Below are 13755 nucleotides of genomic sequence, written 5' to 3' on the forward strand. Positions count from 1 at the left end.
CGTCGTGAGACAGTTCGGTCCCTATCCGTCGTGGGCGTTGGAAGTTTGAGAGGAGCTGTCCTTAGTACGAGAGGACCGGGATGGACACACCGCTGGTGTACCAGTTGTTCCGCCAGGAGCATGGCTGGGTAGCTACGTGTGGAAGGGATAAGTGCTGAAAGCATCTAAGCATGAAGCCCCCCTCTAGATGAGACTTCCCATCATTTTAAATGAGTAAGATCCCTCAGAGACGATGAGGTTGATAGGTCCGAGGTGGAAGCGTGGTGACACGTGCAGCTGACGGATACTAATCGATCGAGGACTTAACTTAAAACAAAGCAATAACTCGGGTTCGTTGATGTCTTTCCTTCTTATCTAGTTTTGAAGGTGCAAAAAAATAATTTTTTCCTTGATTTTTTGTGAAAAACATATATAATATTTGTTGTCACGAAAAAATAAGTACACTTGGATGTACGCAAATAATAGTCTGGTGGCAATAGCGAAGAGGTCACACCTGTTCCCATGCCGAACACAGCAGTTAAGCTCTTCAGCGCCCATGGTAGTTGGGGCTTTGCCCCTGCGAGAGTAGGACGCCGCCAGGCATCATCCATTCCAACGTAGCTCAGTGGTAGAGCAATCGGCTGTTAACCGATCGGTCGTAGGTTCGAATCCTACCGTTGGAGCCATGGAGAGCTGTCCGAGTGGCCGAAGGAGCACGATTGGAAATCGTGTAGACCGCTACCGCGGTCTCGAGGGTTCGAATCCCTCGCTCTCCGCCATTCTATTAAGGATGGCCCGTTGGTCAAGTGGTTAAGACACCGCCCTTTCACGGCGGTAACACGGGTTCGAATCCCGTACGGGTCACCATTATTTAAACCAGTTTAAGGATGGCATGCTAAGGTTGGAATGCATGCACTTGTATATCCTGTACTATGGAGGATTAGCTCAGCTGGGAGAGCACCTGCCTTACAAGCAGGGGGTCGCAGGTTCGAGCCCTGCATCCTCCACCATATAATTTCTATTATAGGATGATAAAAGTTCCTATATTGTCGCGGGATGGAGCAGTCTGGTAGCTCGTCGGGCTCATAACCCGAAGGTCGCAGGTTCAAATCCTGCTCCCGCAACCAATTATTTTCTTGCAACGTCGATTATACTTCTTCGTTAGAGAATATAGTAGTACCCGCAGGGTGCAACCAAATAATTTCCTTAATATGGTCCGGTAGTTCAGTTGGTTAGAATGCCTGCCTGTCACGCAGGAGGTCGCGGGTTCGAGTCCCGTCCGGACCGCCACTTACATAGTTTATTCATATCATACTTAATGGCTCGGTAGCTCAGTCGGTAGAGCAACGGACTGAAAATCCGTGTGTCGGCGGTTCGATTCCGTCCCGAGCCACCACTTTTATTTAATCCTATTATTTTATGGAGGGATAGCGAAGTTGGCCAAACGCGGCGGACTGTAAATCCGCTCCCATCGGGTTCGTAGGTTCGAGTCCTACTCCCTCCACCACTTTTTTTATTTATTTATTCAAGATAGGGGTATAGTTTAAAGGTAGAACAGAGGTCTCCAAAACCTCCGGTGTGGGTTCGATTCCTACTACCCCTGCCATTAATATTTTGGCGGTCGTGGCGAAGTGGTTAACGCACCGGATTGTGGCTCCGGCATTCGTGGGTTCGATTCCCACCGGTCGCCCCATATTCGAGTGTAATAGTTGGGCTATAGCCAAGCGGTAAGGCATCGGGTTTTGATCCCGTGATTCGCTGGTTCGAATCCAGCTAGCCCAGCCAAAAAATGCGGAAGTAGTTCAGTGGTAGAACACCACCTTGCCAAGGTGGGGGTCGCGGGTTCGAATCCCGTCTTCCGCTCCATTTTTAAGGCGGCATAGCCAAGTGGTAAGGCAGAGGTCTGCAAAACCTTTATCACCGGTTCAAATCCGGTTGCCGCCTCCATATGAATAACGTGCCGGTGTGGCGGAATTGGCAGACGCGCACGACTCAAAATCGTGTTCCTTCGGGAGTGTCGGTTCGACCCCGACCACCGGTATACCAATATTGAGATTCAATAAGATAGAAGTAAGGGTCGAGCTCCCAAGCCTTAGTATAATAGGGTTTAGGGGGCTCTTTTTTTGTTTTTTAGAATACGATTAGACAAGATATGATTCGTTAGCACTTTACGCATTACTTTACCCACGTTTTTTATACAGCCATATTTTCAAAAGTTTGTACTGTAAGTCGCTCGTCTTGTAAGTGTAATTCTTTTAGAACATGTGTGTATTCTTTCAGAGTAGTCTCAATATCACTATGACCCAGTCTTTCGGAAACGTAATGGATAGATGCTTTTTTGAAAAATAACACGATCACCATTAACAAATCTTGAGGATATAAAAAAGACTCTCTTCAGGGTTTGGGCCAACTAAAAATGAAAAGTCTAATCGAACTATTAAAATTGACAAGCTAACAATGGAACATTTCAAAAATGTATTTCAAAACATACATGAATTAGTGTTTTTCAGTCCAGAGTCAAAGTACAAGGTTATTAGCAACAGAAATATTAATATGCCAGAAATGTAGTATGACAAAATCGGTGTAGGTATTAATTCAAGTAAAGTTGTTGGAAAACCAACAATTTTACACAATTTATTAAACATAAAAGTGAGATCGGTTAATAAATTGTTTTAACCATTAAAAAAAGCTCTTTTCACGAAACCCATCTTATACGGGTGGTATTTCAGTGGAGAAGAGTATATAATAAGATTACATAGACATAAGAAAGATAGTCCGTGTGGAAGACGAACTGTCTTTAATCAAAAGGGAGTAGCACAAGTGTACAAAAAGTAGACACCCGAGCTGTCATAAAGTAAGGGGTGTCTATTTTTTTGGATTAAATCAAATAACTTCTCATATACAAATGATGTTTTAATCTAAGAACCCTACTGGTTACATCAATTTTAATAGTATTGTTTTGTTGTCACGTGTAAGGTCAAAGTTTATTTTAGAAGTATTATATGTATGCTAAAATATAAGAAAATACAGACTATCTTTTTTGAAGGTGATTTAGTGGAACAGTTAATTGAACTGGAAAGTTTGGCTGCTAAAAAAGATATATCTAATGATGATGAGTTTTATTTAACTGCATTAGATCAAGCTATTAATAATAAAGACAATAAGAATATAGCCATTACAGGTGGATATGGTGCAGGGAAAACTACCTTAATTGAATCTTTTTTTAATATTAATAGCAAGAAGTTCAAGGCCGAGGAAATGATGAGGGTTTCAATAGCCACCTTTGAACCAACAAAAGGTGGAGAAGGTGGAAATTCAAATAAAGAGCAAAATTTATTAGAACAGCAAATCGTTCAACAAATATTCTATCAAATTAACCCAGACAAAATACCGAATTCGAGATTCACTAAGATTAGTGATCTTTCATTTTGGTATGTCTTGAGATTAATAATTTTTCTGTTTCTTACTGTTTTTTTAACCTATTTTACTATTGATAAAGGTTGGTTATCTCAGTTATATACATATTTAACGAGTTATTATAACAGCTTCATAGGAGTTATGGGAGCTGCACTCCCTGCTTTAATTTTACTTATACTGAATGGAACTACTCTTTACATATTAATATTGTTAATCAGGAAACTTGGTATCAGCAAGTTTGGATTTGCATCCACAAAGATAGAATTTGATTCAGAACGTGATAGTAGAGTGTTTAACTATTATTTAGATGAAATTATATATTTATTTAAAAAATCACGTTATAAATATATTGTTTTTGAAGATCTTGATAGATTTCAAAGTGTTAAGATTTTTGAGAGGTTAAGAGGATTAAACACTATTTTAAATAGTACCTCACAGTTAAAGAATAAAGATATAAAATTTATATATGCATTAAAAGATGATGTTTTTGTACACAGTGACAACAAGGATTCAATACATAATAGAACTAAATTTTTCGATTTCATTATCCCTACTGTTAAGATAATGCATAGTTCAAATGCTGAGTCAGAGTTGTCTAAAAGATTGAAGCCACTTATTGCGTATGACATGGGCAAGGTTGGCAAAGATAAACTTAACAAAGAACTAATTGAAGACATCTCTTTATACATAAATGACATGAGAACATTGATAAATATCTGTAATGAATTTGAAATCTTCCGATTTAGATTAACAAAATCAAGCATAACATATAACCATTTGCTATCTTTCATTGTTTATAAGAATCTTTATCCTGAAGATTACTCAAATTTATTAGAGAACCGAGGCATTGTTTATAATATTTTTAACAGGAAAGAAGGAATCATCAAAAATATTCAAGAAGAAATAAGTTTGCTAAGAAACTTTGAATCTCATGGTTTAGGACGCATTATTACTCATAAAGATGAATTAGGTATGTTATTCATAAGAAAAAGAAACTTAATCTCTAAACAAATACGTTTTACAAATAAGCATGAGTCGATAACTATAAATGGTAGTTCACAAAGGGATACAAACATTCTATTTGGATTTCTTAAAAAACATGACCAGGATGATGGCAAGGTAGTAGTTTCAAAAGATCCTAACAATATAACTGAATTCTCAAACATAAATGAATTTATGACTATAGAGGGAATAAATTTTTTAAAGCTCTATAATGATTTTGATAATGATCATTTAAAGGCTGAAGAAAGTATAGAAGACCAAATAGAATCGCTTGATAAAAAAATAAATAATGTACAAAGTAAATCCATATCGCGATTAATTAATGAAGATAATATAGAGTTATCATTAGATCTGCGAAAGAATGAATTGCTATATTTTCTTATTAAGAATGATTGGTTAAATGAGTCATATGAAGATTATCTTACCGTGTTTCGTGAAGGTAAAATTACTATAAAAGATAGTGAGTTTTTAAAGAAAGTTAAAGCAGGCACAAATGATGTCCATTTATATTATAATTTAAACAACCCTTATGAGGTTGCAAATAAGATTAGGTATGAAGATTTAAGTAGTGTTTCAGCAATTAATCTTGACTTAATTATAGTTTTGCTGGAAAAAGGCTCAAAGTCTAACAATGAAAAACTTTCAAAGATAATTGAAGTTCTATTTAGTAATCTTTCTGTATTGTATGATGATTATATTGGTTTGCTTAAAGGATTAGAAACAACTTTGGTTAATAAATTCTTTGGAAAAGTTATTGAACAGGGATTTAATATCTGGGAATGTATTGGTAAAGATGACAATCTATCAAAAGAACAAAAAGACAGCTATGCTATTTTGATATTGTCATTTTTGAATCAGGATCTACTCGAGGAAATGGATAATAGCCATTTTCAAGAATATTTATCTAATGAAATCGATGTTAAAGAGCTACCAGACAATGATATTCTTTATGTAAACATAGAGAAACTCCAAGTTAAATTAAATTCACTCGTAGGAATGAAAGTTTCAGTTGTAAAAGAAATATCATCTATAAGTGCTTATGAAATCAATCTTACTAATTTGAGTGTTATTTTTGGTGTGGATGTTATATTAAAAGAAACCATTGACAAAGATGAAAATATTAAAAATTATTGTATGAGTAATTTAGAAAACTTTATAAATTACGTGTTATTACAGCAACCTGTGTATCAAGAATCTGAAGAAATATTTTTAGATTTTTTAAATATACTCTACGATAATGAAGTTAATGAGACTTTAATTTCCTCTCTCATTAATAAGTGGGATGGAGTAGTTAGCAACCTAAGAAACGTAAACTTAACAAGTATTATAAATAATCTATATGAAGTTAACAAATTTTCTCTTGATTGGCCGAACATATCATACTGCAAAGAAGTATTAGAAAATAATGATTTAGAGTTTGAAATCATTAATCTACTTTCACATAAAAAGCAATGGAAAGAGCTTATAAATAATACCACAAATGAAATTCAAAAAGAATTTATAGAAAATGATAAATACAACAGAACTGTTGTAAATATCTTGAACGCAAACCGAAGAGAGATTAACCTAGAATATGAAAACTTTATAAATAAACTTATAGAGCCAATTTATCTTGAAGATTATAAAGAGTTAAGTCAATATACAATCAATCTATTAATAGAACAAAAATTATTAGCTTGGAATATAAGTGTTTTTTATAATTTAGAATCTGAGTCGTTAAAAAAGAAGTACGCATCAGGTACTATCCCTGGCATAGATGAAGATGATTTACAGGAGCTAATTGCCGAGGAAGAACTATATTGGTCTTACGATTTGTTTCAATATATGATTGGTCTTGATGACTTTGATCCTGATTTATTGCATAACTATATATCCTATAATATTTTTGATATAAATAAGAAAGAGTTAACCTTAATTCATAAAGAAGGTCATTTAAGTTTTAATGAAAAAACATTAGAATCTTTGTTACAAGATTTAAGTATGTTTGATAAGTTTATTCATATGATGTTGTTATTAAGATCATCTCACGTAGACCAGACTATAAATTTCGTTAAGGCACATATTATACCCTGGGATAAAAAACTATTCGATAGTATCAGAGAAGATGATATCGAAACTGCGACTAAGTATCTGTTAGACCATCCCAATGAAATATATAATGTCAAAATTGATCAAGAATTATTTGAAAGATTAGTTGAACTTTCAGAAGACGATTATTTAATAATAGACCTTATAGAAAAAAATATTGATAAATTAAGTATCACTTCGAAAATTGCACACCGAGCTTTAGAGATATCCGAAGATGAAAAAGAATACGTTTTTAATAAATTGAGTCAAACTTCGTTAGTTTTGGTTATCTCCGCTTTATCACTGGATGGCTCTGCAAAGATGATAAGATATTATATTGAATTTAAATATTTGGGTACAGTTGAAGTATATACTTTCTTAGAAAAATGCCCATCTCCTTATAATCGAATTAAGCCAAATGGCAAACATCTGAAAATTGAATCAAATCATAGTAATGTGGTTACACTTCTTTCATATTTAAAATCTATTAAAGTAGTTTCTTCTTATAAGCCAAAAGACGATTCATATAATGTTATTAATAAACAAAAAGTATTTAATACTCGGCTATAGTCAATATTCCCGTACAATGTGGCTGGATCTAATTAGATCCAGCCACATTGAACTTTTGACTAATGGCAAATGCTGTAATTTGCTGGTATAATAGAATTGTATATTATTAAATTTATACTCTAATGAAAATTCTTCTCTATATGGAGGATGAAAATTCCCTATAGGTAGAACTTTTTTAGGTCTACTCTATAGGGTTCATTTTATTGGATGACTCTTTTTAAATTTATTAATAATAAGGATATGGTGAGTAGGGATAGTATGGTGGATATTGATACGGGTAGAGAGCTAATCCGGCAAGTGTACCTAATGGGTAACGATACGGACGATAACGTCTATATCTCCGACGTGGACGACCATACCCGGCACCGTAACCCCCATAGCCATCATATCGAATATCCTCTTCTTCGCGATCCATCATAATATCTTCACCCATTAATACGGTAACGTTATCCACATCAACATTTACGATAATCCCGTCAAATGTACTACCATCCCTTCTAGTAAGTAGTACATGATGATGCATGTAACGATGGCAGTGATCTTGTAAATGTCTTGATAAATCTTCTGCATTATAGGATTGATTATCTAAACTCATATTCTCCTCATCTCCTTTCTCGAAAATAGGATATTCATCTAGGGATTATTCGTTACATGTCTATTGTGAAAACCATTAATTTTTTAACTACTTTGAAGGATAGGGGTGGAGAAAACGTTTTTTCACTATAAATTAGTGGTTAAGTAAAGCAAATAAAACGAGAATTGAAAAGATAAGTTGCCAGTAGAGATAACAGATACTCCATAAAAAAGTGACTCCCTACAATGTAGAAAGTCAGAGGCACTTTAAATATTTCTGGAAAATAATAATAAACAGATATACCTAAATGTAAATCACTCCTATATTGTTGGATGTCTGCTTGCGAGCCATATGAAAAATTTTCATGCAATTAAAGGTATATGGTTTAATCACGTAGAATAGTATATAATATAAACATAATGTATGACGTACAGTATAAGAAAAGAGGACAAAAAATGGAGTTATTAATTCACTCATTCCTGACAGAATTAAAAAGAGGGAACTTAACGCTGGCGGTCTTAAGTCAGTTAAGAACGCCGCAGTATGGGTATTCACTTGTTCAGCTGCTTGAGACATTAGGGATAGGCATTGAACAAAGCACGCTATATCCCTTGCTAAGAAGGCTGGAAAAACAAGAGCTTCTTAACAGCTTTTGGGATACTTCTGAAAAAAGACCTCGGAAGTATTATGAGTTGAGTGAACATGGGGAAAAGGTTTTTCAGCAATTGAGGGAGGAATGGATGAAAAATACAAAAAGGCTGTTTGATGTCCTGAACGAGGAGGATAAGGAAAATGAATCTTATTGAAGTGTACGTTCAAGAGGTAACCCGATGGTTGCCAAAGAAAAAAAAGGATGATATCGCTTTAGAGCTAGAATCAACAATCTATGATATGTTACCCGATGATTATGATGAAAAAGATGTGCACCTGGCACTTGAGGAGTTGGGAGACCCTAAAGTTTTGGCGAATAAGTATAGTGAAAAACAAACCTATTTAATTGGCCCAAAATATTACGATTTGCACCTTTCCATTTTAAAATGGATCATCCCCTTCGCGGCTATTTATTCACTTATCACTATTTTGGGAGTAAACCTTTTAAACTTGATCAATCAAGGAGAGAGATTCGACGTATCACTCTCCAATATGGAAGATGTCCTGATAAATGCAATCACCTGGTCGATTACCGCATATGTTTTTGTGACGGTCATTTTTGCCATTATGGAACAGGTGGATGGTAAAAATGATGATCTACCTAAATGGATGGGGTTTACTTCATGGAATCCCAAAAAGTTAGAGAAAGAATGTAGTGTTCCAAAGAAAAAATCGATTCCATTATCTGAGATTAACGCAGGTTTAATATGGACGGTGGTTTGGGGAGTAGGTTATTTTTATGCCGACCGTTTCCTTGGGATATATGAAAATGGGCAAGATGGTCTAAGAATGGTAACTCCTGCGTTTAATCAGGAAGTACTTTTATCATTTTGGCCGATAGTCCTTCTGCTACTTGGAGCAGAAATCGCCTTAGCTATCTATAAATTAGTCAAAAGGAAATGGTCAACAAACATGGCTGCGTTTTTTATGATTTATAAGATAGTCTCAGTTGCTACATTTATAGTTATTTTAACGCAACCGAAGCTTTTTGCCGCAGAGTTCCTTACGCTGATAAGTGGCTGGTTTGACGTTGCTCCTTCTATTGTTAAGGGTTACATGGTGTGGGGGACATCAACTTTAATGGTGGTTTTTGGAGGAATCTCTATCTACGAGTCTTTTAAGAAAGCTAATATGAATAACAGATCCATGCTGTGAGAGAGCAGTTATCAATTGATGCATATATTTCGGCCATGCAGTAGCAGATGGAGTAGAATCCACAGACGCGCGTGAGTCTTTATCTTGTTCTATTCCGAGTTATATCCCATAGGTTGGTTCTCTCGTTCATTTCTTTTTAAAGCAGTATCAGAAATTGTCCCAATATTGCCCTGAGTCATGGTGGCGGATTTAGCGATCCGCCACCACTTTTGTGTGCCCTGCATGTGCACAAGCTCTACGGTTTAAGTTTTGAACAGTGAAGGTCATTGTAGCCGTTAGCTGATGGCAAAGGTGTCTGGGGTAACCCGGAATCTGAAGGAAGCCGGGGGCAAATCTCCGGCCCGAGGAACACGAATCTCATAGAAGGCTGTCATTCTGGGACGAGGCATGATAGCAATAACATTACTTGCGTGAACGAATTTTTTAAGAAATTGGCGGATTGACTCGTTGAATCATATCTGCTAAGTATCATGTCAAACTGCCCTATGATTCTAACTTTTTACATTTTCCACTCATTACTTACTGTCTCATTATGCCCTTGTTAGCAACAATAAGACCATTCGCTGCGATTGCTGCATTAATTCTAGCAACAAAGACTACATCCTAACACATCCAATTTCTAGTCGTTTCACTTCTCCCTTTACATCCTATAAGTTCCTAAATTGATAGGAACATCTTGCCTTATAAAATTTACTCTATTAACATATATATTCGTTTCGTCAGCCCTGTTGTGGTAAACATTTATTTCTTATATAATTTTTGGAAAATATGTAGCTAGTTAGGGGGAGAAAAAAGTGAATAATGAATATCCAGAAATAGATGAGGTGATCGCCTATATTCATAAACATCTGGATGATGACCTTCCGCTTTCACGCTTAGCGCATCAAGCAGCATACAGTCCTTATCACTTTTCGCGTATTTTCAAGGAGAAAACCGGTCTTTCTCCATACCAATATGTATCCTCACTAAAACTTCAAAGAGCAAAAAGTCTATTATTGAATACAAATTTAACTGTACGTGATGTAAGTATGGAAATTGACCAACAAAGTTTGGGAACCTTCACGACACGATTCACCGAAAGAGTAGGAATGACTCCAACGCAATTCAGAAAATCTTCTAGTCAAGTCCCCACGTATTTGCAATCTCTAAAATGTCATAAAGATAGCACAGAACAACTTATAATTAGCACCTCGCAAAATAATGTGGAAGGAACGATTGAAGCAGACGTTCCACTTCATGGTGTTATTTTAATTGGTTTATTTACTAAACCAATACCTCAAGGACTACCTCAATATGGAACATTATTATATTCGTTAGGTCAATTTAAGTTTACAGATGTTCGCCCTGGGATTTATTATTTAATGGCTGCAGCAATATTTTGGGAAATGAAGGCAAATGAAATACTCGTGCCCCATCAAACCTTGCGCGCAAAAGCTAATCAGCCGATTAAAGTGGGGGCAGGGATGAAAATTCCAAAACAGCACCTTACCCTTCGCGGGCCTCTTCTCGATGATCCTCCTATTCTCATATCCTTACCTCTTTTGATGAAAAACTATCTGACCCGTACATATTAGCAACTTTTAAGAAATTTACTACTTCCTCACGTGCTAGGATATATAAAGAAATTAAACCAAATAATTTTCTAATGGAGGGAAAAGGATGGAAAATAACAAGTATTCTAATCTAGTACGGAGCTACTTCAAAGCATATGAAACAAATCAACAGGGAATTTTGGAAGAAATACTTAGTCGCGACTTCACGTTTAGCAGCCCGGTTGATGATAAGATTAATCGAGGGACTTATTTTGAGAGATGCTGGCCCAGTTGTAAAGACATCCATGAATATCATATCAGTAATTTTTTTGCGGAGGGGAATGAAGCTTTCATTCGTTACGAATGTGAACTAAACTCCGGTGCTACTTTTCGAAATATGGAACACTTTCGGTTTGATGGTAACCAAATCAAAGAAATTATTGTCTATTTTGGTTTTGACTTAAGGAAGGATACCTTTGCAGAAATGAGAGCTAAGAGATTCAATGATGCATTCGCTTCCGGAAATGTGGACTATATCATCGGAAATACTGCAGAAGACGTTAAATGGCATTTCGTTGGCGAGTCTAAACTTCGAGGACGAGAAGCGGTTATCAAGATGATTGAACCGATGCGTGGAGTGATTCCGAAAGATTATAAAACCAATAATATACTTATCCATGGCAATAAGGCAGTTATTGAAGGAACGATGACTATGACTAAGGAAAATGGTGAGGACCAGCCGTATGCTTATTGTGATATTTATACGTTTGCACAATCGAACAAGGAAACAATAAAAGACCTAACGGCTTATCTGATTGAGCTGCCAAATGAGAAGGAACAGAACAATGAGTGACATCCTCTTTAAACAATTTGAGCAGGTAAGAAGCTGGACCATTGAAGTTATCAAGTCCATACCAGAAGACATTGTTCATATAACACCTAGAGGATTTTCTAATAACATACTGTGGCAAATTGGCCATATCTTATCATCGACAGAGTATTTTTTATTTGAATTGCCAGAAAAGAATAATCACTTACCGGATAATTATGTTGAATTATTTGGTACGGGAACAAGTCCTGAGCAGTGGAAGCAACGTGTACCGACAGTTGCGCAGCTCATTACAGATTTAGAGAGACAGTCGGACCATATCAAACAAATGTCAAATAACCAAATGAATCAAACCATTGCAAAACCGAAGCACGGTTTTCAAACCGTCGAAGATTGTGCTAGTTTTTCCGTCTTGCACGAAGCACTTCATATAGGTAAAATCGAGGAAATGAAGCGAATACTTACTTGCCTAGAATAAAAAGTCAGAGTGTATAATCACTTGACTTTGTTCAAGGCATCTTCTAGTCTGTTGAAAGTAAAGTAGAATTGAACCCTAATTCCTATTTTCGCTCATTGGACCCGGTTATGCAGGTCCACCGGTATATTACCAATACAGCTATGACAAAGGCTTTTACTCTTATGAGTAGGAGCTTTTTTTTTTGAATCCCAACTACACTTATAACAACCAAGCAGATAGGAATTGTGTGGTAGTTAAAATGGAACTTGTCTTCACCTTGATTAGTAAGTATTTATGTTATGAACAATTCCCGAACAATACAGATAAAAGACCCAATAACCCCGCTCCTTCCATTATAATGAAAGAAAACATGGAAAGCAGGGGTAGCATGACAGCTTATTTTTCGCTAGAGAATATAGCTTGGAAACGTATAGTGTTATTTTTATCCTTAATCATCCTGCCTAATTATCTTGTGATGCAAATGCAGCTGGTTGGTCCTGTCAATGATATGGTCGGCCTTTGCACAGCGCTGGATCTTGTAATCATCTTGCCATTGGTTCTTTATTTCTTTGGATTTAAGAAAAGGGTTTCTTGGCTGGTGTTGTGCGCATTTATATTGTGGGGATTGCTTCTTGCTAATTGGATGATCCCTAGTGAAGCTGATGCATATCTGTCTTACTTCACCCAGTCAGTTATCGTAATAGAGAGTGGAGTCATTGTATTAGAATTGATGTTGTTTGCCATTATCGTAAAAAGGTTCCCAGTGCTTCTTAAAAATTATCGAAAAGAGAAGAATTTCCATTATCATTTTTTGTTAAGTTTTTCTGCGGCTATCCAAAGTACATTTTCATTTAAGAATGAAAAATTAAATAAATTCCAGCTCACGTTACGAATTTTAGCAACCGATATTGCGGCAATCTACTATAGTTTGTTCAGCTGGAGAAAAAGCGTGCCCGCCATCGTGCAAGGAAAAGCTCATTCTTTTACTTTTCATAAGGATGGGAGTTACCTCGGAGTTTTTATTATGCTTGTCCACGCTATGGTCCTTGAGATTATAGCGGTGCACATAATGGTTGCTCAGTACAGCCATACAGCAGCCTGGATAGTCACGGGCCTTGATATTTATACGTTATTGTTCATCATTGCAGATTACCAGGCAATCCGTTTATCTCCAGTGGTGCTGGACTCAAAAGGAATTCATTTTCAAAAAGGCATCCGGCAATACGGATTTATTTCATGGGGAAAAGTAAGCGGAATTAACGAAAACGGAAAATCTGTAAGGGAAGTAGGTCAAGATCGTAATAGCATCTCGCTAGCGCTTCACGGTCTTGAAAAAGAGCAAATCCCTTATGTGATTAAACTAACTGGACCAGTGGAAATCAGGCAAATCTTCGGGTTTAAGAAAACAATTCAATCATTGTATGTGAAAATGGATGAAGGACATAAATTCTATGAGACCGTTGGTTCTTATATAAAGAGGTAATAAAGCGGATTTTATACTTCGTACAATAAAAAAACGTAA

The 13755-nt window shown here is 36.1% G+C and carries 8 protein-coding genes, 14 tRNA genes and 2 rRNA genes; 23 read left to right on the top strand and 1 reads right to left on the bottom strand.

The features are described 5' to 3' along the window. The 17 genes from BLR93_RS15095 to BLR93_RS15180 form a co-directional block, all read left to right on the top strand. Window positions 1-310, top strand: a 23S ribosomal RNA gene (locus tag BLR93_RS15095); the annotation flags it as partial. A gap of 155 nt (window positions 311-465) precedes the next feature. After that, a 5S ribosomal RNA gene (rrf, locus tag BLR93_RS15100) occupies window positions 466-581 on the top strand. Between the two features lie 9 nt (window positions 582-590). Beyond that, window positions 591-665: transfer RNA gene (locus tag BLR93_RS15105), tRNA-Asn, on the top strand. Window position 666: 1 nt separating this feature from the next. Beyond that, window positions 667-758: transfer RNA gene (locus BLR93_RS15110), tRNA-Ser, on the top strand. 13 nt (window positions 759-771) lie between these two features. After that, window positions 772-846 (top strand) — tRNA-Glu (locus BLR93_RS15115). A 67-nt stretch (window positions 847-913) separates the two neighbouring features. Continuing rightward, window positions 914-989, top strand: a tRNA-Val gene (locus BLR93_RS15120). A 40-nt stretch (window positions 990-1029) separates the two neighbouring features. Next, a tRNA-Met gene (locus BLR93_RS15125) sits at window positions 1030-1106 on the top strand. 86 nt (window positions 1107-1192) lie between these two features. Further along, a tRNA-Asp gene (locus BLR93_RS15130) sits at window positions 1193-1269 on the top strand. 30 nt (window positions 1270-1299) lie between these two features. Further along, window positions 1300-1375, top strand: a tRNA-Phe gene (locus tag BLR93_RS15135). A gap of 25 nt (window positions 1376-1400) precedes the next feature. Then, window positions 1401-1486, top strand: a tRNA-Tyr gene (locus BLR93_RS15140). Window positions 1487-1511: 25 nt separating this feature from the next. Beyond that, a tRNA-Trp gene (locus BLR93_RS15145) sits at window positions 1512-1585 on the top strand. Window positions 1586-1596: 11 nt separating this feature from the next. Next, window positions 1597-1672 (top strand) — tRNA-His (locus BLR93_RS15150). Window positions 1673-1689: 17 nt separating this feature from the next. Further along, a tRNA-Gln gene (locus tag BLR93_RS15155) sits at window positions 1690-1764 on the top strand. 6 nt (window positions 1765-1770) lie between these two features. Next, a tRNA-Gly gene (locus BLR93_RS15160) sits at window positions 1771-1845 on the top strand. A gap of 7 nt (window positions 1846-1852) precedes the next feature. Further along, window positions 1853-1926, top strand: a tRNA-Cys gene (locus tag BLR93_RS15165). Window positions 1927-1938: 12 nt separating this feature from the next. Further along, window positions 1939-2020 (top strand) — tRNA-Leu (locus tag BLR93_RS15170). 965 nt (window positions 2021-2985) lie between these two features. Continuing rightward, window positions 2986-7035, top strand: coding sequence for a YobI family P-loop NTPase (locus BLR93_RS15180; RefSeq protein ID WP_093216358.1), 4050 nt, complete (start codon window positions 2986-2988; stop codon window positions 7033-7035). Window positions 7036-7261: 226 nt separating this feature from the next. Here the strand turns inward: BLR93_RS15180 and BLR93_RS18325 are convergent, their stop codons facing one another. Beyond that, entirely contained in the window at window positions 7262-7630 is a 369-nt protein-coding gene (locus BLR93_RS18325) for a hypothetical protein (RefSeq protein ID WP_093216361.1), read from the bottom strand. A gap of 434 nt (window positions 7631-8064) precedes the next feature. Between BLR93_RS18325 and BLR93_RS15190 the strand changes: the two genes are divergently transcribed. The 6 genes from BLR93_RS15190 (at window position 8065) to BLR93_RS15215 (ending at window position 13716) form a co-directional block, all read left to right on the top strand. After that, window positions 8065-8415: a PadR family transcriptional regulator gene (locus BLR93_RS15190; RefSeq protein WP_093216363.1), complete on the top strand. Its 351-nt coding sequence runs from the start codon at window positions 8065-8067 to the stop codon at window positions 8413-8415. Next, complete coding sequence (locus tag BLR93_RS15195; protein ID WP_093216366.1) at window positions 8402-9415, top strand: HAAS signaling domain-containing protein; 1014 nt, start codon at window positions 8402-8404, stop codon at window positions 9413-9415. The genes BLR93_RS15190 and BLR93_RS15195 overlap by 14 nt, the downstream gene beginning before the upstream one ends. 794 nt (window positions 9416-10209) lie before the next feature. Continuing rightward, the gene (locus BLR93_RS15200; protein WP_093216368.1) at window positions 10210-10989 is read left to right on the top strand and encodes a helix-turn-helix domain-containing protein; all 780 of its coding nucleotides are present in this window, start codon (window positions 10210-10212) and stop codon (window positions 10987-10989) included. Between the two features lie 85 nt (window positions 10990-11074). Next, window positions 11075-11800 carry a nuclear transport factor 2 family protein gene (locus BLR93_RS15205; protein ID WP_093216371.1) on the top strand — a complete coding sequence of 242 codons (726 nt, stop codon included), beginning with the start codon at window positions 11075-11077 and terminating at the stop codon, window positions 11798-11800. Further along, window positions 11793-12254 carry a DinB family protein gene (locus BLR93_RS15210; RefSeq protein WP_175559387.1) on the top strand — a complete coding sequence of 154 codons (462 nt, stop codon included), beginning with the start codon at window positions 11793-11795 and terminating at the stop codon, window positions 12252-12254. The genes BLR93_RS15205 and BLR93_RS15210 overlap by 8 nt, the downstream gene beginning before the upstream one ends. 181 nt (window positions 12255-12435) lie before the next feature. Then, complete coding sequence (locus tag BLR93_RS15215; RefSeq protein ID WP_093216376.1) at window positions 12436-13716, top strand: hypothetical protein; 1281 nt, start codon at window positions 12436-12438, stop codon at window positions 13714-13716. Window positions 13717-13755 lie beyond the last annotated feature (39 nt).

The organism is Sediminibacillus albus, assembly GCF_900101125.1.
Classification (GTDB): domain Bacteria; phylum Bacillota; class Bacilli; order Bacillales; family Amphibacillaceae; genus Sediminibacillus; species Sediminibacillus albus.

Excerpts from the sequence above, each read along its gene's own strand:
- BLR93_RS18325 (WP_093216361.1), bottom strand. The coding sequence starts at position 7,630 with ATGAGTTTAGATAATCAATCCTATAATGCAGAAGATTTATCAAGACAT.
- BLR93_RS15190 (WP_093216363.1), top strand. The coding sequence starts at position 8,065 with ATGGAGTTATTAATTCACTCATTCCTGACAGAATTAAAAAGAGGGAAC.
- BLR93_RS15195 (WP_093216366.1), top strand. The coding sequence starts at position 8,402 with ATGAATCTTATTGAAGTGTACGTTCAAGAGGTAACCCGATGGTTGCCA.
- BLR93_RS15210 (WP_175559387.1), top strand. The coding sequence starts at position 11,793 with ATGAGTGACATCCTCTTTAAACAATTTGAGCAGGTAAGAAGCTGGACC.
- BLR93_RS15180 (WP_093216358.1), top strand. The coding sequence starts at position 2,986 with ATGCTAAAATATAAGAAAATACAGACTATCTTTTTTGAAGGTGATTTA.
- BLR93_RS15205 (WP_093216371.1), top strand. The coding sequence starts at position 11,075 with ATGGAAAATAACAAGTATTCTAATCTAGTACGGAGCTACTTCAAAGCA.